The sequence below is a fragment of the Mycobacterium paraffinicum genome (assembly GCF_001907675.1).
Classification (GTDB): Bacteria; Actinomycetota; Actinomycetes; order Mycobacteriales; family Mycobacteriaceae; genus Mycobacterium; species Mycobacterium paraffinicum_A.
This window is the reverse complement of the sequence record NZ_MPNT01000019.1, coordinates 68,270-86,659: the sequence shown is the minus strand read 5'-3', so window position 1 is coordinate 86,659 and position 18,390 is coordinate 68,270. Positions and strand designations below refer to the sequence as shown.

Genomic DNA, 18,390 nt, shown 5'->3' with positions numbered 1-18,390 from the left:
TCGAGTGTGGTGAACGTATCCCGGAATAGGTCCTCGTTGTGATGGCGCGGCAGGTGCCGCACAAGTGCGGGCCGAGGACGCTGCTGCTTTGGCGGCGCCGGGTGGCTCCGCATAATCCGCATACCCACACGGTGCTGGCTTTGGCGTAGCAGTTCGTGCAGATGCGTCCTTCCGATGCCACGTACGGGGCGCGGCGCCGTTGTCCGCATCCCGAGCAGGTGTATAGGCGCGGTGGCGCGCACGTGGGACACAGCACGCCGCCGTCGACGAGTCGACGTGCCCGGGGACGGAGGCGTCCGCAGATGCTACATTCCTTGCGCGACAACGGGTCGCGGCTGTAACAGTTCGTGCACACGGGTCCGTCGGGAAGATTGACGCGTCTGCTGACAGAGGTCTTTGCGCATCGCGCGCACGTGAACGATCGATCGAGATCTCTGCAGCGACCACAAATGCGGCCGGTCGGACCGATCGCGGTCAGAGACACGCGCTGTTGACAATTCGTACAGGCCGGCGGCTTCACCGACGCGTGGCCATCAGCCACCAGTACGTGCGTCAAGCGCATAAGCCCCCGCGGGCAGGACGCGTCCGGGTTGAGCACTCCGTCGCCATGAGCGGCCAGGTACGCGTCGACCTGATTGAGCGTTTTCGGCCGGTCGACACGAGCAGCTTTCAGGAGGCGGTCGGCATCTGCAAGCGATAGGTCGCCAAGAGCGCGGACTACGTGAGCGCGGACTCGATCCCACGCGTCGGGCCTGAAGTTCGCCGATCCTCTCATGAGCTGCGGTCAGGTCGACGCACAGTCGTGCGCCGCACCTTCGGCACCTCCCGCGGTGAGTCCCCGGCCGCCTTCTTCACCGATTGATTGACGGCTTCGATTTCGATCAGGTCGTTGGGCGAGCATTCCAAGATGTCGCACAACGCTGCCAGCACGTCCATTGAGAGCCGTTGGGGAGGCGCAGTGACCAGGCGAAACACTTGCTCTCGCGACAGGACCACGCCACGTTCGGCCAACAGCGGAACCAGATCAGTCGTCTGGTACAGCTCCCGTTGCGCCATCAGCGCCCGCAGCCGCCACTGATAACCCATCTTCTTGATCACGGTTGATCCTCCCCGACGGCAATGCCGCGTTTGGTGAGCGCTTCACGGAGCAAACGGTTGCGGTACTCGTCAGACGTGGCTATAGATCGACGTGGTGCTCGCATAGGAATGTCCGACTTGGTGTTGAATTATCTTGAGCCGCTGGCCTATTCGGGGCTTTGACCTGCGGTGTTTCGTTGTGGACGTTGTCGTCGACGTTTGAGGTGGGGTCATGGGGGAGGCCTTTCAGCAGGGACCGATCGTTATCGAGCTGAGACGTTTCCGGGGGGTGCGGGTTGACGTGGTTTCGGATGCGGTGCGCTGCTGGCCGAGTGCTCGGGCGAGTTGGTCTCGGAGCGTGCGGTTCTCCTCGGCCAATTTCCGGTTGCGCTGGTTGGCGGCTTCGAGCCTGCGTAGCAGTGAGGCGTCCGAGGTTCGTTGCCGCGCGGGGACCGGTGTCGCGGGTGCTCGACGGTGGGCAGCGCGAAGCCGTTCGATCTCAGCTCGGACGTCGGATTGCGCGTAGAGCCAGGACCGAGACACCGCCGCTGCTTGAGCCACGGCCTCGAAGGTGACCGGGCGCCCTTCGGCGTCGAGGGTCCTCAATGCCTGGATCGCCTTGGCTCGGGTGAGTTCGTGGCGTTGTCGGGCGGCGACGATGAGGTGCCGGGTGTTGTCAGCCCGCATCAGCAGAATCCAATTCCTCTGAACCGGAGTCGGTTTCGAGTGTGGTGATGATGGTGTCGAGGTTTCCCAGGACTTGTTGGTTCATCTCGACGAGGCGTAACTGACCGCGCGCCTCGGCAGCGGAGATGATCTGCAGGACTTGCTGACGGTGTTCGTGGTGTTGCGGCAGGAACTCGGGCGTAGTCACGAACATCGGACATGTCAGACAAGCATTGGCATGCGGGCAGGTCTTTTGAACTGGCAGCCCGCAGAAGCCGTTGGGCAATGCTTGGGTCACGCGCCCGAGCCGTTGCTTGGCCCAGTTCGCTTCGGCCAGTGGGCCGTCGGGGTCGATCGCAACGGTTTGGCCCCTGGCATCGACCTTGCGGGCGGACTCCCAGTGCCGGCGGACGGTGGTGTCGTGAAGGCGGGCGTAGTGAGCTGTCATCTCACCGCTGGAGTGATCGAGTAACACCCGTACGACTTCTTGCGGCACGTCCCGGTTGATCAACCGTGTTCCAAAGGTGTGCCGCCATTGGTGCGGAGTCAGATGCACTGGACGGCCGTGCTCGTCGCGGATCTCGCAGCGCGCCAGCCAGTCCCGTAGCTGGCCGCGGTAGGAGGGCGTAGTCAGCGGCCGGCGGCCGTCTGGGTTCATCTTCGGAGCGGCGAACAGCCAGGGGCTGCCGTTGGTCCAGCGGCGCAGGATCCGCTGTTGTTGCTCGGCGATGGCCTGCTCGACTTCCTCGTCGATCGGGACGAGAGCTTCGCGTTTCATCTTGCCGTTGGTGTAGCGCAGATAGGGAGCTCCGTCGCCGCCACGGATGACGCAGTCGAAGGCGATCTTGGTGGCGTCACCGACGCGCAGTCCGCAGCGCATCAGGATGATCGTGAGCAGCCGACTCTCGGGGTTGTTCCATCCGTCGAGGTTCGCGGGCTGTTCGACCTGGGCCATGATGTGCTCGGCCAGCCCGCGGGGCAGGCGTTTCGCGGGTTTGGGGAAGTCGTCGGGATAGAACGCGGCACTCGCGGGCAGGTCGTGGTCCCACTCGTGGCGGCGGATCGCGTCGAGGAACGCACCGAGCGAGCTGATGTCGCGGCTGCGGGAGTGCAGTGCCCGGGGGTCGGTGGACAGGTCGGCCAGGTAGCGCTCCAATACCGCGCGGTTGATGCCGGCCAGGCTGGTGATGTCGACCGGCGGGGACGCCAAGAAGCCGGCCAAACGCGTCACCGCCTGGACGTCGATGTAGGTCTGGTTGGGGCTGCGTCCGATGCTTAACCGCCAGCGGGCGAACCGCTTGGCCAGATCCCGCAGCCACGGTTGCGCAATGCCGTCGAAGCGCAGCCGCTTGCGGCCCTCGACGCCGAGCCGGTGCAGCTCCCACACGTCGCGCGGGAACTCGGCCTCCCACCCGCTGCCGCAGTGCAGGTCCTCCAGACAGCGATAGGCGTAACGCAGAAACGCCAGCTGTCCGTTCTGGCCGTGTTGCGCAGCGTGGTTGGCGTCGAAGAACTCGATCCAACGTGCCATCGGCCAGTCCAGCAGCGAGGCCACCCCACTGGCGGCCGTGAGTGCGATGACAGGACGCGCGACGGCAGCGGGAGTCTTGACCTGGCGTTCATCGTGCCGGCACTGCAGCGCGTACTGCATCTCCAATTTGAGCTGTCGGCGATCACCGAACGGTCGGAAGTCGAACCGGTCGTCGCCATAGGACTCGCAGAGCACGATGAACTCGTCGATGTCGGGACATCCCACCGCTGCCCATCGGGACCGATGATTGACGCAGAACGGCGACCGTCCCTGCGTCCATAGCGTGCAATAGGACAACGCGCAGACGGGATGATCGGGATCATCCACCGGAGCAACGGCAGCCAGCCATACGTCTCGGTCGGCGATGCCGGACCGTTCCCAAAACCCTTGGTGGCGTGGGCATAAACCCCGGCGAGCACCTCCGTACCGGCAGCCCTGGACGGCGCAGACCGTGAGCTCTTTGCGCCCGAGCCCTTCCGGTGCTGCAGTCGTGGCGAACACGTCGATGTCCGGGCGGCCTTCTTGCTGCCAACCGACGTAGTGGCCTTTGCAGAGCCCGCGGGTGCGCGGTTGGCGCACGCAGCCCGGCACCCGGCACGGCGCGGTGTCGAACACCAGCGCACCACGCTCGGGAACGAGGATGTCCACCCGGAACTCCGGTCGAACCGCGGCCACCAGCTTGCGCAGCAAGCCCGGAGCCGCAGCCGACGGTAGCGGCGGGACTGCCGCGGTCACCACTGCACCTCCTGCCCGGTCAGGAAGCCGGCCGCCTCCAGAGCCCGGCGGGCGTCCTCGACGGACAGATGCCCGTAAATGTCCATCGTGGTCGCGATCGAGGAGTGCCCCAGCAGCGTGCTGACGACCTCGATCGGGGTGTTCTGGCGGAGCAAACGCGTGGCGTAGGTGTGCCGATACCAGTGGGGATCGAAGTCGATGCCGGTGCTCCGGCGCAGCCGCAACACCAGGTCGTAGACCGCGGGATAGCCCCACGGGTGCCCGAACGGTTCGCCCCAGAGGTTGACGAACACGTAGTCGGAGTCCAGATCGCCGTATTCGTCGTGCAGGTAGTCGGCGTAGAGGCGGATGAGCTGCGGGCTGATCGGGATGGTGCGCGGTGTCGCCGACTTGGCGCGCGCCCTGTTGTCGTTGGATCGCGGCGCGACCGTCAACTCACCCTCGGCAGCGGCCACGTCCTCGTGACGCAGACCTAGCGCTTCACCAATCCGAATCCCTGTGTCCCACAACAACGCCCACAACAAGCGATCCCGCAGGTGGATGCAGGCATCTAGGATCGCCTGCACCTGACCGGCGGTCAGAATGGTCGGATGCTGACGCGGGGTCCGGAGCTTGATCGTGCGCCGCCGCTCCGGCTGGCCGCTGCTCAGGTGGTAGAGGAACGGCTTCCATCCCGAGCGCCGGCGCCGACCTGGGTGCAGTTCAGTGACCAAGTCGCCGAGGTCGACTCCGTGCCGGGCGTGAAACGTGTAGAGGCCGCTGATCGCCGCCAGCTTCCGGTTGACGGTTCCCGCAGAGCAGTGATGCTCAGCCGAGGGCAACAGCACCACTGCGCCAGCCCGGCCAGCCGGCGGCAGCCGCAGCCAGGACACGAACTCCCCGAGATCCTCCAATCGGACCTCGCGCCAGTTCAGGCTGCGAGCGTCGAGGAAGACGAACCAGTCCTTCAGGTCGTGCGCATAGGCCTTGACCGTGTTCGGGGACCGCTCGATGTCGGTCAGATAGGCCAGGTAGCGCTCGATTGGCTCCACCGAGCCGCCTCCGTCGCCGAGGACCGTCCAGGATTCAAGCGACGAAGTGGGCATCAGTACCCGTTGCACAAGCATCAAACCTCCGTGGAATCTGCGTGATGGACCGCTGCAGATAACCACCTCCGCCACGAAGATCGCCGCCAACGCCACGTGCGTGTTGCACGTCGTGGACACCCCTGTGCGGGCTCGAGAGAACTTGCACGAAGCGCTCCGGGTAATCGAATTCGGTCAGGTGTGTGACGTAGGGTCTGGCGCAGCGAATGCAGGTCCAGCTCCTGCGGCAACCCCGCGGCGTCACGCGCAGCCACAAAGGCCTCGTTCGCGGCGCGTCTGGAGAGACGGCCGCAACGTTCGGTGACCCATAACGCCGGATGCCGGCCCGCTCGAAAGCATGGACGAACCTCCTCCAGGTAGGACTCGAAAACCTGGACAATCCAGTCCATTTCCGGCACCGTCAGCACGACGCGTCGCTTCGGCGAACTACCGCGGGACGCTTTTCCGAATCGGACGAATACGCCGCCAAAACGCCCGTAGGACGGTAGCTTTGGATTCGATCTCAGATCCACCAGGTCTAGCCCCACCGCCTCTTGGCGCCGCAAGCCTTCTCCGGGGGTCTGCGACCTGTTGCATGACGTCGCTCGTAGTGGGTGATCTGGTGGGCGGTGCGGCGTTTCTCCGTGGGTGTGGTGCTCGTGGCTGGTAGTCGTTTCTGACTGTCGACTTGAAAGCGAGGGCCCATGCGAGCGTTTCCGGTGAGTTTGCCGTCCGGGCAACGGTATTGGACGGTGCTGGATGAGGATCTGCAGGTAGTCGGCATCGCCGATGAGTATCTGCGGCATCAGCGGTTCGGCCGCGACGGCGCGGAATCCACGACGAAGGCGTATGCACACGCGATCGCGTTGTTCCTGCGCTGGTGCGCCAGGACGGGCCGGTCCTGGCAGGCCGGTGTCGAGCAGTTCGCGTTGTTCATGACGTGGCTGGCCCATGCCGGACCGCTGGCCAGCGGGCGTCGATGACGTCGCTTCGGGAGTGGTGTTGGCCGGTCCGGGGGCCGCCCCGGCGCGGGGCCCATCGCGGATCAACGGGGTGCTCACCGCGGTGCGGGGGATGGTGGTGCACGCGGTCGCGACCGGCAACGGCTCGGCGGGTTTGGTGTCGATGCTGTACGAGGTGGCCGATGACCGAGACCTGCCGGCGGAAGCCCGCAACGACGATGGCCACCTGGCATGGCGGATGCGGGCCCGGCACCGGTTGCGGGAACCGGAAACGACGATCGATCGGGCCAGCGATGAGCAGATCGTCGCGCTGCTGCGGGCCTGCCGGTCCACGCGGGACAAGCTGATCGTGCTGCTGATGGCCAGGGGCGGGCTGCGTCGGGGCGAGGTGTGCGGGCTGCGGCGCAGTGATGTGCACCTGCTGGTGGATTCGCGCCGGTTGGGATGCGAGGTCGCTCGGGCGCATCTGCATGTGGTGCGCCGAGACGACAACCCGAACGGGGCGTGGGCCAAATCGCGCCGACAGCGGGTGGTGCCGCTGGATTTCCTTGTCGTGCAAGCATTCGACGTCTACGAGTTCGAGCGCATGCGAGTTCCGGCCGCGGCGGGTAGTGATTTCGTGTTCGTCAACCTGTTCCGCGGCCGCGTCGGCGCGCCGATGCGGCCCGACGCGATCGGCGAGCTGATGGCAGCGGTCTCCCGCCGGGCCGGATTGGACACCCCGGTCCGCCCGCACCAGCTGCGACACGCCTACGGCAGCAACGTCGTCGACGCCGGGGCCGGTATCGACGTGGTCGCTGATTTGCTCGGACACGCGGCTGTCTCCTCGTCCCAGATCTACCTGCATCCGGACGCATCTCGACTGCGGGCCGCGGTGGACGCGGTGCCCAGCCCCCGCGAACAGACCGGAGCGAGCCGGTGACCGCCGTGACGTCGGCCAGGACGATCCCGGGCGATGAGGAATCCTGCAAGTTCGCGCATGTGTTGGACGGGGCCGCCCTGAGTGGCGCGGCCACGCACCTGGCCAGGGCGCTGGACCAAGGACTGCTTGACGAGGCCGGATGGGATCCGGTGACCCGGGTGCTGTACTTGCCCGCGCAGCATCGGCTGCTCGGCCGGAAGGTGTGCCGGGTGGAACGATGCGTCGGAACCGTCCACAACGACGCCCCCGAGATCTGCCACCGATGTTTCACCAGGCTGACCGGCATGGGCATGAGCGTCGAGGACATCGCCGCTGCCGAAAGCCTGCCCGCCGCACCGGTTCCCGCGGAACGCTGCGCCGTCCCGCAGTGCCGGTGCACGCCGACGGTGCGGGACGCGGTGATGTGTGAACCGCACGCCCAACAGTTCCGGGGCAGGCGCATCCCGATCTCGCTGGAACAGTTCGTGAGCGATCCGCGAGTGCGGCCAAGGCCGCCGCTGCCGGCATGCCTGGTGCCGGCGTGCACCCGCACGGCCGACGGCGCGATCGGCTACTGCACGACCCACTATCAGCGATGGAGCGTGGACCAGCAAGAGCATGCCGAACTCGATGAACAGTGGTGGCGGGTCCGGGAATCGGGCGTGGCCGAGCCGGGGCAGGTCAACCTGCGGGCGCTGCCTTCCCTGGTAGTTGTGGAAGTGCTGACGGGCTTGCAGACCCGTGTTAGGGATGGCTTGCGGCTCACCGACGTTGTGCTGCGAGCGGTCTGCGACACGCTGCGTCGCCACCAGGTCGGCTCGATCCACGACTGCGATCCGGGCCTGGCTCCCGGCAAGCGTGCACGCTCGGTGCTGGCCTCGTTCGCCCGCGACGCCCGCCGCGTGTTGGCCGATCCGGGTGTCGAGCAGGATAAGGACCGCTGGGATCTGGCGATCTTCGGTACCCCGGCACGCTGTCGTTCACCAAGATCACCCAGCCCTGGCTGGCCGGGGCCGCGAAGCGGTGGGCTGCCGAGCAACTGCCCCAGCACCGCGGCAGCGGCGCCTCTCGCGTTCGCGGCAAGATCAACAGCATCGGGCTGCTGTCCGAGCACTTGCATCGCCGACCCGATCACGGGCTTGACCCGACCGCGCTGGGCCGGACCGACTTGGAGGGATTCCTCAACCGGCTCGGCCATCTGGAGTTCACCGGCCAGATCGGTCGCTACCGCCGCAACATGATCTGCCGTGACATGCGGCAGGTGTTGGCCGGGATCCGATCCCTGGGGCTGACGAGAACCGGACGGCCGGCGGCCGGGTTGCCCGGCGACTGCGCCATCGAACGCGCCGACATCCCCGCCGACCCCGAACGCGGCGAGCCCGGCCGATGCCTGCCACCGGAGATCATGGCCGTCCTGTGCGCCAACCTCGACTCCCTCGAACCCGTCGAGGTCAGGGTCGCCACCCAGATCGGCATCGACACCGGCCGCCGCCCCGAGGACATCCTCAATCTGCCGCTGGATTGCCTGGCCCGCGACAAAGACGGCGGCGACGTACTGGTCTACGACAACATCAAAGCCAACCGGCTCGGCCGACGGCTGCCGATCAGCACGGCCACCGCCGCGGTGATCACCGGCCAACAACAACGAATCCGTCAACGCTTCCCCCACACCCTGGCCGCGAAGCTGAAGCTGCTGCCCACGCCCTATCGAAATCCCGACGGGCACAAGGCAATCAGCAGAACCACCCTGCAGGCGCGCCACCGCGACTGGGTGGCCGACCTGCCGACACTGCGCACCCGCGATGGAGTCGAGTTTGACATGACCAAGATCGTGCCCTACGCCTACCGGCACATTGTCCCCGCTTAGTTCCCGTGTTGCGATTGGCCTGAAAGGCCCGGGCGTGCTCGGCGTTTCTGCTTTGGTGAGGCCGTGTGGTGTTTGTATGGTCTCCAGTCGTGATCTTGAGCTTTTTCTCGTCGCAGGGCTGGCAGTCCTGGGGTGTCGAGCACCGGCCGGTGATCCCAGAGGGGATGCCGGTGCTGATCGATGACGACTTGCTGTTCGAGGACGGCCCGGCCGTGCCGCGGCCGACGACGGTGATCAATCGGTGGTTGCGGCTGCTTCCGGCCAGCGGGGCTCCGGCGCCGAGTTCGTGGGAGAACTACGCGCGGGCGGTCAAGGAATGGACGGAATTCCTCGCCGAACACGGTGTGGGCCTGTTCGATTCGCGAGACCGGCTCAAGGCAGGGCTGAGCCGATACGCCGAGCACCGCGCCGCCGGAGCAATCCGGGCGAGATTCGCGGCGACCACGTGGGCGCAGCACATGAGCATCCTGTCGCTGTTCTACCGGTGGGCGATGGACGAGGGATACGCCGAGGCGGAGCCGTTCACCTACCGATCCGCGCGAGCGGTCTTCGCCGGCACCGGCCGCGATGTCCGGGTGAACTTGGCGGTGCGCCGCACCCCGAAACCGCATGTGACCATCAAGTATTTGGAGCCGGACTTCACCGACCTGTTCCGGAAGGGGTTGCGCGGTTTGGCGCCGGATGGCACCCGCGACACCGGGTTCGCGGGCCGGGAGATGACCCGCAACGCCGCGATCGGGGACCTCGCGCTGGCGACCGGGTTGCGGCTGGGCGAGTTCACACATCTGCTGCCGTGGGAAATCCCGGCTCTGCCGCCGGCGCCGACGGTGATCCCGATCCCGTTTCCGGTGCCTGCGGGAATCACCAAGGGCCGCAAGTTCAGAACCACCTGGATCTCCTACGACGCCTTGGCCGGGCTGCACGACTACCTGCAGCTCGACCGCGCTGCCGTCACCGACGGATCGGCCTGGCGGCCACCACGACGCCGGGGCGAACCGCTGCAGGTCACCGAACCGGACGCCCGTGGCGGCCGGATCAACGGCGTCCGCCGGTCCTGGGAGTCGCTCACCCCGGCCGAGCGACGGCGGCTGGTGGCACCCGAGGGCGGGTCGTGCCTGCTAGCGGTGAAGGGTGATGGTGGCCCGTTCACGGCGTGGGCGACGGTGTTCGAACGCACCTCCGACCGGATCCGCGCACGGTTCGAACCACGGTTCCCGCACGTCCACCCGCACCGACTCCGCCACTCGTTCTCGATGCAGACGCTGGAATATCTGGTGACCGGCTATTACCGACAGGCAGCGAAGCTGGTATGCGACACCGACGCCGACGCAGCGCTGGTGTTCTACCTGACCAAGGCCGACCCGCTGCTGGTGCTGCGCGATTTGCTCGGGCATTCCACGGTTCTGACGACCGAGAAATACCTGAAACGTCTTGATACGACGCGGATTTACCGGCAAGCCTACGAAACCGCCGGAGCCGCAGCGGGACTCACCGAGGATACCGCCGCACAGCGGGAAGCCGACGCCGAGTTCGACGACGACACCGAAGAGGAGCTGTGATGCCGACGACGGTGCTCGATGATCCGCTGCGTTTGGCCTGCGTGTTCAGCGACGGCAGCAGAGCTGCATTCGATCTCACGGGGTTGCCGAACCCCGGGTTGGTGCGTGATCTGGCCACCGGGTTGGTGGAGCTGATCCATCCTCACGGCAGCGTCGATACTGCTGGCACCGTCGACCAGTACGTGCGTGGGTTGCACAGGATGGTGCGAACACTTTCTGATCAGGGTTTCACCGGCGGTGTCGGCGATCTGCGGCGCGGACAGCTGGCGCAGTTCTGGATGGCGGGCCCGAACTGGCTGGAGGCGCTGACTCGGTACTTGGTGGAAGGTTATGCGCGATCCGGCGGCCGTCTCGGCGAGGGGGTGCTGGAGCTGGCCGCAGGGCGGCACTTCAACATTCAGCGCAATCGGCGCCCGTTGCCGCCCTATTCCGAGGGCGCATGGCAGCGGCTGACCATGGCCTGCCGACAGCAGGTCGACGACTCCTACGCGGCACATCGGCGCGCGCTGGCGTCCGCCGCCGGAGGGCGGCATCCGGGCACGGGTGCGTGGACTCATCAGAACTTCTGCTGGCTGTTGTCGACACTCGGCCCGCTTGGCAGCAGCGAAGCTGCTGAGGAAATTGGCATGTCCATCAACGTTTTCCGTCATCGAGGAGTCATCGCTGTCTTCCACGAGGCTGCGCTGGCGATGTTCCCGCATCTCGAGGTCGTGATCGCCTACCGGCTGCTGTTCGGGATCTATTCCGGCATCGTCCCCGACGGCATCGCCGACTTGGACATCGGGGACATCGACTGGGCCGGGGATTCGACTGTTCTGCTGTCCTATATCAAACGGCGCACCGCCGCCGAGAGCGCGACGTTGCCGCGGCCGGCGGTGCGGTTGCTCGAGCAGTGGCTGGCGCACTCGGCGCTGTTGCGCAGCTTCGTGCCGCCGGACGAGCGCACCACGCTGTGGTTGGGGATGAGCCAGCCCGGCTACTCCCGCCGCCTCGATGACGTGAACCGGTCCGCGATTGGCCGGTGGATGCGCCGCCATGGCATCGTCGGCGACGACGGTCAGCCGATGAAACTGCACCGGTCCCGCATCCGCACCACCCATCACGCGATGCGGGACAAGAAGTCCTGGACCGGGAATGCGCGCGCCACGATCGACCCGAACCACACGCCCGCGGTCGAGGGTGACCACTACCTGTCGGCGACGACTCCCGGTCAACGCCACGCCGTCGAGACGATCATCGCCGACGCCCAGCACGACATCCTCCGCCGCGCGCACCCTCCGGCCGTGATCACCGAGGAAGACGCGGCGGCGCTCGCCGAGGGTTACCCGCAGCTGCTGGCGGTGATGAAGCTCGACGAAGGCGTGCTCGCCGAGCTGGTCGGTGGCGCGCGGGATGTGTTCACCGCAGCCTGCGCCGATCAGCTGGCCGGGTTACACGGGCCGGCAGGCAAACCATGCCCGGCACGTCCCTGGGTCTGCCTGCTCTGCCCGCTGGCGGTGTTCGCTCCGCGGCACGCAGTGAACCTGCTGCGGCTCAAGGCATTCTTCTCGCGCCAGTGGCAGCAGATGCCCGCCGCCCACTTCATGACCGTCTTCGGCCCCTACGCCGCCCGGATCGACCAGATCCTCGACCGCTTCGACCCCGCCGAACTCGCTGTCGCAGCCGCACGCGTCACCGACAGCGACGACGAAATCCCCTTGCGCCCAGAGGAACGCACCGCATGACGAGCACAATCGCGACCGCAGCACCCGGCGTTCAACCACGGTCGCCGTTCACCGGCGCGGACATCTGCCGCGACGCCGGGCTCACGCTGCCGGGCGGCACGCCACGACCGGTATTCGACGACGACCTGTGGGATTTCACCGACGTGGTCGGGCTCCCGGTCCAAATGGCCCTTTACCGACGCCGATTCGACTTCACCACCATCACCGACACCCGCTGGCGGCTGGTCGCCAAGGAGCTGATCCTGGCGCTGCTGGCCCCGAATCACAATGCCGTGGTCCGTCTGCCACGCGCCTACCGCACCCCACTGCATCTGACCAGCTGCTACAGCCGCCTCTACGAGGCCGGCAAGTTCTTCGGCTGGCTCGATCAGCGGGGCATCACTGCCCTCACCGAGCTCGACACCCACCTCTGCGAGGAATACCTGGCGTTCCGACGCTACGTGATCGACCCCGACGGCGTCATCGTTGGCGAGCAGAGCCCAGGCGTCCGGCGCGCAGCCGCGCAGATGATCGTCGATCTGGTCGACTACCGTGACCTGTTCACCGCCGACCGGGTTCCGGCCGATCTGCGCCCCTGGGGCGGCGCAACAGCATCCGCGGTCGCCGAAATGCCTTCTGGTCGCGACGGAAACAAGACACCTGCCGTTCCTGCCGAAGTGCTGCAGCCGATGCTGGCCGCGGCCCTGCACCTGGTGCAGATCCTCGGCCCGCACGTTGTCGAGCTGAACGAGCAGATCCGCAAGATCGACCGTGTCTGGGCTACCGGAGCCCCCGGGCTTCGTCACGGCTCCCCGGCGATGGTCAGCGACATCACGATGCTGCTGGCCGACCACAGGGCGACCGACACACCGCTGCCGATGCTCGAAGAACACGACGTCAACCGCAGACTCAAGGCTGGCTGGGACGCGAACGACCCGCTGCTGCCGGTCTCCACCGGGACCCTGGCGCGGCAGGCCGGATACGTCCAGTTCTGGGCGAAATGGATGCCCACACTGCGCAAACCGCTGATCGACACCCTCAACACCGTCGGAGTCGAGAAGATCTTCGGCCGCAACGCCGCCGAAGTCCCGGCCGCCGATGGTGCGACCTTGCTGCCTTGGACACTGCCAGTGCACCGGTCCGAAGCGGTCGCCATGGTCGGCATCGCCCGCACCGCAGCGATCGTTGTCCTGGCTGGCGCGTCCGGAATGCGGGCCAGTGAGCTGATGGAACTGCGGGTCGGCTGCCGCCGGGTCGAGGAACCGATCTCCGGCCTGAAGTGCTATCGCATCGCCAGCAAAATCATCAAAGGTCAGGGCCTCGGCGGCACCGACGACGAATGGGTCGTCATCGAACCGGTCCACCGCGCGATCGAACTCATCGAGCAGCTCCACGACGACCCGCGTGACGGTGTTCTCCTGCTGTCCCGGTTCAGCTTCCGAGTCCGCTACCTCTGGTTCCGCGCCTGGGTGAATTCCCCGGCCGGAGCCCGTCTCGGACTCGTCCCGATCCCCGACGAACCAGTAGCACTGCGTATGCTCAGAAGAACGGTTGCCCTGGAGATGGCTTACCGGCCTGGCGGTGTCCTCGCCGCAAAACTGCACCTCAAACATATCGCCGCGGCGACAACGGAAGGCTACGCGGCTCGACCGGGCGGCGCTCAAGCAGAGTTGCTGGCCGAGGTCAACAAGCTCGAGGCCGACCACATACTCAAGCTCGTGCTGGCCGAGTTCCGCAACTACCAGCAAGGCATCCTGCCCGCCGGACCCGGCGCCCGCAGCCTGACCGAATTCTTCGCCACCATCGACACCGACCCGAACACCAAAGCCACTGCGGCGCCGAAGATCCAGCGCAACGACCGCGACATCCTCAACCTGCTGTCCAAACGCGCCACGGCGCTGCACCTCGGCCCAGCGAACTACTGCTGGTTCACCGACCCCTCCCGCGCGCTCTGCCTGAAACTTGCAGGCACCCTGACCGCGGACCGGCCGATGATCGGCATGTGTGACTCCGCACGCTGCCCGCAGGCCACCCACCACCAGCACCACCGGCCCGTCTGGGCCGAGCACGCCGAACGCACCAAAACCTTCCTCGGCCAACTCGGCAAAACCCGAACCGCCGAACGCGCTCGTCTGCAGGCCGACTACGACCGCGCCGTCCAGGTCATCACCAGCATCGACACTGCCACAGGAACCAGCGCACCCGAGGAACAGGCATGAGAATCACTGCCGCCCAACGCATCCACAACGAGAACCGCATCCGCGCCGCCATGGACCGGCTTCTGCGCGGCGAGATCTCACCCGGCGGCAACTGCGATATCAAGACCCTCGCACTATCAGCCGGGGTCGACCGCACCGCCTTCTACGGCACCCGGCCCTACGCACACCTACGCGCCGAATTCGAGCACCGCCTCCAGCAGCTTCAGCAGGCCGGAGAAACCCCGGACCCGAAAACCGCACAGATCGAACGCCTCAAGACGGAGGTCGAGAAGCTGAAAAACAACCTCGCCCACGTCAACTCGACAATCCAGGAGCTCACCAACTTCCGAAGCCAGGCCCTGGCCCGGATCGCTGCCCAGCACGACGAGATCCTTCGGCTCCGCACGGCCAACGACCCGGCGGCAGGCATCACCCGCCTCGCGTCGAATCGCCCGAAATACCAGCAGAGGGTAATGGGACCATGCTGACCGACCCGGCAGTGACGTCCATCACAATCGGTTTCGCGTTATCGCCACACGAACGGCGATCAGCGTCACGAACTCCACGCCGAGAATCGGCCACGTCAAACGCAACACGAACCCGACCGCACACAGCCACTGCGGAGACAAGCCATTCCTACGCCCAACGCCACGCCGACGCCGGCATCCCGATCGACGTCCTGGCCGAACTGCTCGATCACCGAAGCTATTCGGTGACCCGCCGCTACTACCGCATCGGCGAGGACCGCCGCCGCGACGCCGTCGACACGGTCACCACGCTCAGCTTCGACCGGCACGGCAACCGGATCTGGCGTGACGCACACGCCCTGCTGGACTCCGAGCGCGCCCGCCACGCCATCGGCGAGGTCGCCGTCCCCGACGGCACCTGCACCGAACCAACCAACGTCAAGGCCGGCGGCGGTGCCTGCCCGATCCGATTCCGCTGCGTCGGCTGCGATCACTTCCGCACCAACATCGCCTTCCTGCCCGACCTGCAGGCATACCTGGACGACCTGCTGCGCACCCGCGAACGGCTGGCCGCCACCATCGACGGAGTGGACGAATGGGCCCGCGCCGACGCCACCCCCACCGAGGAGGAGATCACCCGAATCCGGCGACTGATCAACAGGATCAAAGGCGACATCGCCGAACTCGACGACACGGAGCGAGCGCAGATCAACGACGCGGTCGCCATCGTGCGTCGTCATCGTGCGGCCCACACGGTCCCGCTCGGCATGCCCACCCTCGCCGCCACCCCACCCGCACCAGCAACCCCCGCTTCGGAGGCCACCGCATGACCACAACCACCGACACCACGTCGAATCACACACGCGCACAATCTGTCTCGTCGAGCACACGCACCCGATCGATGCTCGACGGCCGTCGCGGCGACTCGATGCGCCGACGCCGGCGCGTGCTGGCCGCGATCGACCAAGCCGCAGCCGCCGGCGACCGGCTCAGCGCGGCCGCGATCGCTCGTGCGGCCGGAGTCGACCGCACATTCCTCTATCGGTACCGCGACCTACTCGAGAAAATCCATGCGCTGCAAACAGATCCAGTCCCCGACGAACACACCGGCCCCACGGTCACCCAAGCCTCACTGCAGGCCGACCTGCTCGCCGCCCACGAACGCGCCGCCCGGCTCAACGCCCGCATCCGCCAACTCGAGCAGCGGCTCTCCCAAGCACTCGGCGAACAAACATGGCGCGAGTCCGGGCTCGACGCCCCAACCGACATCGATGCACTCCACCAACGGATCACCCATCTCGAACAGCAGGTCCTCGACCAACAACAACAACTCGACGAACGCGACGAAGACCTCGCCGCCGCCCGCGCTACCAACCGCGAACTCATGGCCCGACTCAACGCGCCAGGCCGGCCCCGCTGAAACCGCGAGTCGACTTGCACCACACCTGTTGCAGCAGATAGCATCCCAACATCAGCTTCTGAACTGCACAAACTCAGAGAATCACGCCGCTGCATCTGGTTGAGCCCCGGAGAGCAGCCCATACGCGTAGACGGTCTTCAGCAGCGTCGAGTCCCGCAACGCTGACAACGCTCCCTTGCGGTGGCGAAGTCGCGCCTGATCTACCAAGCCATCGGCGGCATCGAAGAGCTCTTGAACCTCGTCATAGCTCAGCGGGCGCCGTCCCGGCCGCCCCTCAAACTCGTTGACGTGACGCACGGTGTTCCAGTCATGCAGGATCTGTGCCGGGGCCTGCCCGAACCGCTCAGCGCACAAAGACGCCCATCCATATCGCGTGTCAGTAACGAAGTCGCCGAACAACCGCAATGCGTTTTGGTATCCCCGTACCGTCGAGTCAGCTTTTGGCTCCGCACCGGAAAGCAGTTGGGAGAAAAACGCATCCGCGTCATCTGCTTGCCACTGCCAGGGATACGTCCCGGTGAACTCGGCGAAACGGCGCACCACGCTCGCCCGCGCCTGCACCGTCGGTGGCTTGCACACCCGGGCTCGCTGCTGATCAGCCCAGCCAGACAGCATCGCGGTGAAGACCGTGGCTTCTGGATCCAACGGAAGCACTTTCGACACCAGCGACAGCGCTGCTGACCCCGGCAACTCGACGCCCACCATCCTGTTGTACTAGATGCGACAATGATGCGCCAGACGTAAGTGTCGAGACAGCACCCTTTCTGAGGTGTGATCCGATGTCCGCGGGACGCGCTTTACTGGGCGCTATACTCGCTCTCAACCGAGCAATTATGTTGCAGCAGATGCAATTCCGCTCGTCCTGCGGCAGAAGTGAGTACGGTGCATCGACCCGCAAGTGCACTGAACTAGTCCGACAAGCACCCTGTTGGCGCCAAGCGTCGCCTCACACCGCCCACAGCGCCCCGGCCAGGGTTCTTCCCAGCCCCGAGCAGTGCGCCGCAGCCGCATACGGTGAAGCAATCCGGCCGACGTGCGGGCCCGTCTTAGCCAGCGTGATACCCGGGGCCAACATCGTCGCCGTCTACTGGGCGATGCATACCGCCGTCTATCGGCTGGATCGCATCCACCCCGTTCCCACAGCAGCGCAGCACGACCGGCAGTACTCGCCGGCTAAATCACCAACAGTGCTTACACCCTCACCACAACATCGGCATATCACCGAGGCGCGCCGCCTCCACTGCGGCCCGATCCCAGCCGCGTTCCCGCAACACCGTGTGCAACGCGACCGAGCGCTCCCGCCGAGCCCATAACCCATCACTGGGAATCGACCTGCGGCCTCCTCCGCGCCGCATCCGGGCCATTCGTCGCATATTTTCACTCTGAGTGCCGATTACCACATGCTGGAATGTCGCCTCGGCCGCACAGACTTTCACGCACAGCGGGCTATCGCACTCGTGCAGGCCCAACTCGTCTGGCTGAAGGAGCACACTGAGTCGACGCGCCAGCGCGTACCGGTGCGGCCGCACGCAAATCCCTTTACCCCCACGGTAAATGAAGAACCGGCCATATCCGTCTTTACCGATAGCCCCCGTGAAAAAATCGCAGTCGTCAGCGCCGGGTCCTTGCACCACGTCGGAGTCAAAGCGCCGGCATTCGTCGGCGTGCACAACAGGATCGACCCACAGCGGCATCCCCAGATGAACACGCACGCGCCCACGCTAAACCCGGCCACCGACACCTTCGTCATGCGCCGCAGCGCCATTCGCACCTAGTGCTTGCGCCGCCGCGCCATCGTCATGCGCAGTAACGCCGTTCGCACCTAGTGCCAACGGCGCCGCGCCAGGGGCCGCCGCGCCGTTGCCCTCACCTAGTGCTTGCACCGCCGCGCCAGTGTGCGCGCTCGCCGCCTTTAACATCATCCGAACGCTACCGACTTTGACCCCAGCCAATTCCGCTATCGCCGCGAGTGATTCGCCGCGACCCTGCATTCGAGCCACCGCGATGCCGCCGGCCTGGCGGTGCGTGTGCCGACGCCGCTCTGCCTCTGCCCGAATCTCGAGGATGCGAGTTGCCTCCCACTCCTCCACGGCCGCCAGGCGACCCAGCTCAACGAGTAACGACGCCGCGTCATCGACGTTTTGCCGCTCGCACTCCACGCGTGCCTCGTTCGCTCTAAGCTGCGCCTCGCGAACCCGCCTACGCGCCGCTGATTTCGAGTTGATCGTTCCCATCGCCGC

Annotated in this window: 17 protein-coding genes and 1 pseudogene; 10 read left to right on the top strand and 8 right to left on the bottom strand. The window is 66.2% G+C overall.

Annotation, left to right across the window (positions count from 1 at the left end):
* Window positions 1–771: 771 nt before the first annotated feature.
* The 5 genes and pseudogenes from BRW65_RS19890 to BRW65_RS32375 form a co-directional block, all read right to left on the bottom strand.
* Window positions 772–1,098 (bottom strand): helix-turn-helix domain-containing protein, encoded by a 327-nt coding sequence (locus tag BRW65_RS19890; protein WP_007172195.1) that lies wholly within the window; start codon window positions 1,096–1,098, stop codon window positions 772–774.
* A 225-nt stretch (window positions 1,099–1,323) separates the two neighbouring features.
* Window positions 1,324–1,764 carry a DUF6262 family protein gene (locus tag BRW65_RS19885; RefSeq protein ID WP_007172194.1) on the bottom strand — a complete coding sequence of 147 codons (441 nt, stop codon included), beginning with the start codon at window positions 1,762–1,764 and terminating at the stop codon, window positions 1,324–1,326.
* Window positions 1,754–4,009, bottom strand: coding sequence for a tyrosine-type recombinase/integrase (locus tag BRW65_RS19880; protein WP_007172193.1), 2,256 nt, complete (start codon window positions 4,007–4,009; stop codon window positions 1,754–1,756). The genes BRW65_RS19885 and BRW65_RS19880 overlap by 11 nt, the downstream gene beginning before the upstream one ends.
* The gene (locus BRW65_RS19875; RefSeq protein WP_007172192.1) at window positions 4,006–5,115 is read right to left on the bottom strand and encodes a tyrosine-type recombinase/integrase; all 1,110 of its coding nucleotides are present in this window, start codon (window positions 5,113–5,115) and stop codon (window positions 4,006–4,008) included. Before BRW65_RS19875 ends, BRW65_RS19880 begins: the two co-directional genes overlap by 4 nt.
* Window positions 5,075–5,642: pseudogene (locus tag BRW65_RS32375) on the bottom strand (tyrosine-type recombinase/integrase); the annotation flags it as partial. The gene BRW65_RS19875 and the pseudogene BRW65_RS32375, both read right to left, overlap by 41 nt.
* Before the next feature lie 150 nt (window positions 5,643–5,792).
* On the opposite strand from BRW65_RS32375, the gene BRW65_RS32370 reads away from it, so the two are divergent.
* From BRW65_RS32370 to BRW65_RS19825, 10 genes are all read left to right on the top strand, one after another.
* Window positions 5,793–6,056 (top strand): hypothetical protein, encoded by a 264-nt coding sequence (locus tag BRW65_RS32370; RefSeq protein WP_225325868.1) that lies wholly within the window; start codon window positions 5,793–5,795, stop codon window positions 6,054–6,056.
* The gene (locus BRW65_RS19865; protein WP_007172190.1) at window positions 6,025–6,957 is read left to right on the top strand and encodes a tyrosine-type recombinase/integrase; all 933 of its coding nucleotides are present in this window, start codon (window positions 6,025–6,027) and stop codon (window positions 6,955–6,957) included. Before BRW65_RS32370 ends, BRW65_RS19865 begins: the two co-directional genes overlap by 32 nt.
* Complete coding sequence (locus BRW65_RS19860) at window positions 6,954–8,177, top strand: hypothetical protein (protein ID WP_007172189.1); 1,224 nt, start codon at window positions 6,954–6,956, stop codon at window positions 8,175–8,177. The genes BRW65_RS19865 and BRW65_RS19860 overlap by 4 nt, the downstream gene beginning before the upstream one ends.
* On the top strand, window positions 8,174–8,803 hold the full coding sequence (locus BRW65_RS32365) for a hypothetical protein (RefSeq protein WP_007172188.1): 630 nt from the start codon (window positions 8,174–8,176) through the stop codon (window positions 8,801–8,803). Before BRW65_RS19860 ends, BRW65_RS32365 begins: the two co-directional genes overlap by 4 nt.
* A gap of 89 nt (window positions 8,804–8,892) precedes the next feature.
* Entirely contained in the window at window positions 8,893–10,362 is a 1,470-nt protein-coding gene (locus tag BRW65_RS19850) for a tyrosine-type recombinase/integrase (RefSeq protein WP_162839945.1), read from the top strand.
* Window positions 10,362–12,086, top strand: a complete 1,725-nt coding sequence (locus BRW65_RS19845; RefSeq protein ID WP_007172186.1) for a hypothetical protein — start codon at window positions 10,362–10,364, stop codon at window positions 12,084–12,086. The genes BRW65_RS19850 and BRW65_RS19845 overlap by 1 nt, the downstream gene beginning before the upstream one ends.
* Complete coding sequence (locus tag BRW65_RS19840) at window positions 12,083–14,284, top strand: hypothetical protein (protein WP_007172185.1); 2,202 nt, start codon at window positions 12,083–12,085, stop codon at window positions 14,282–14,284. Before BRW65_RS19845 ends, BRW65_RS19840 begins: the two co-directional genes overlap by 4 nt.
* Window positions 14,281–14,751: a hypothetical protein gene (locus tag BRW65_RS19835; RefSeq protein ID WP_007172184.1), complete on the top strand. Its 471-nt coding sequence runs from the start codon at window positions 14,281–14,283 to the stop codon at window positions 14,749–14,751. Before BRW65_RS19840 ends, BRW65_RS19835 begins: the two co-directional genes overlap by 4 nt.
* 224 nt (window positions 14,752–14,975) lie before the next feature.
* Window positions 14,976–15,560 (top strand): hypothetical protein, encoded by a 585-nt coding sequence (locus tag BRW65_RS19830; RefSeq protein WP_007172183.1) that lies wholly within the window; start codon window positions 14,976–14,978, stop codon window positions 15,558–15,560.
* On the top strand, window positions 15,557–16,150 hold the full coding sequence (locus BRW65_RS19825; protein ID WP_007172182.1) for a hypothetical protein: 594 nt from the start codon (window positions 15,557–15,559) through the stop codon (window positions 16,148–16,150). The genes BRW65_RS19830 and BRW65_RS19825 overlap by 4 nt, the downstream gene beginning before the upstream one ends.
* An 81-nt stretch (window positions 16,151–16,231) precedes the next feature.
* Here BRW65_RS19825 and BRW65_RS19820 read toward each other — a convergent pair whose 3' ends face one another.
* The 3 genes from BRW65_RS19820 to BRW65_RS19810 all read right to left on the bottom strand — a co-directional run bounded on the left by BRW65_RS19820 (window position 16,232) and on the right by BRW65_RS19810 (window position 18,384).
* The gene (locus BRW65_RS19820) at window positions 16,232–16,852 is read right to left on the bottom strand and encodes a hypothetical protein (RefSeq protein ID WP_225325865.1); all 621 of its coding nucleotides are present in this window, start codon (window positions 16,850–16,852) and stop codon (window positions 16,232–16,234) included.
* Between the two features lie 497 nt (window positions 16,853–17,349).
* On the bottom strand, window positions 17,350–17,862 hold the full coding sequence (locus BRW65_RS19815) for a hypothetical protein (protein WP_225325864.1): 513 nt from the start codon (window positions 17,860–17,862) through the stop codon (window positions 17,350–17,352).
* A 9-nt stretch (window positions 17,863–17,871) separates the two neighbouring features.
* Window positions 17,872–18,384 carry a hypothetical protein gene (locus BRW65_RS19810; RefSeq protein ID WP_007172179.1) on the bottom strand — a complete coding sequence of 171 codons (513 nt, stop codon included), beginning with the start codon at window positions 18,382–18,384 and terminating at the stop codon, window positions 17,872–17,874.
* Window positions 18,385–18,390 lie beyond the last annotated feature (6 nt).

Bases quoted from the DNA above. Each gene is read 5' to 3' on its own strand.
- BRW65_RS19875 (WP_007172192.1), bottom strand. From the start codon at position 5,115: ATGCTTGTGCAACGGGTACTGATGCCCACTTCGTCGCTTGAATCCTGG.
- BRW65_RS19840 (WP_007172185.1), top strand. From the start codon at position 12,083: ATGACGAGCACAATCGCGACCGCAGCACCCGGCGTTCAACCACGGTCG.
- BRW65_RS19885 (WP_007172194.1), bottom strand. From the start codon at position 1,764: ATGCGGGCTGACAACACCCGGCACCTCATCGTCGCCGCCCGACAACGC.
- BRW65_RS32365 (WP_007172188.1), top strand. From the start codon at position 8,174: ATGATCTGCCGTGACATGCGGCAGGTGTTGGCCGGGATCCGATCCCTG.
- BRW65_RS19810 (WP_007172179.1), bottom strand. From the start codon at position 18,384: ATGGGAACGATCAACTCGAAATCAGCGGCGCGTAGGCGGGTTCGCGAG.
- BRW65_RS19835 (WP_007172184.1), top strand. From the start codon at position 14,281: ATGAGAATCACTGCCGCCCAACGCATCCACAACGAGAACCGCATCCGC.
- BRW65_RS19825 (WP_007172182.1), top strand. From the start codon at position 15,557: ATGACCACAACCACCGACACCACGTCGAATCACACACGCGCACAATCT.
- BRW65_RS19865 (WP_007172190.1), top strand. From the start codon at position 6,025: ATGCCGGACCGCTGGCCAGCGGGCGTCGATGACGTCGCTTCGGGAGTG.
- BRW65_RS19845 (WP_007172186.1), top strand. From the start codon at position 10,362: ATGCCGACGACGGTGCTCGATGATCCGCTGCGTTTGGCCTGCGTGTTC.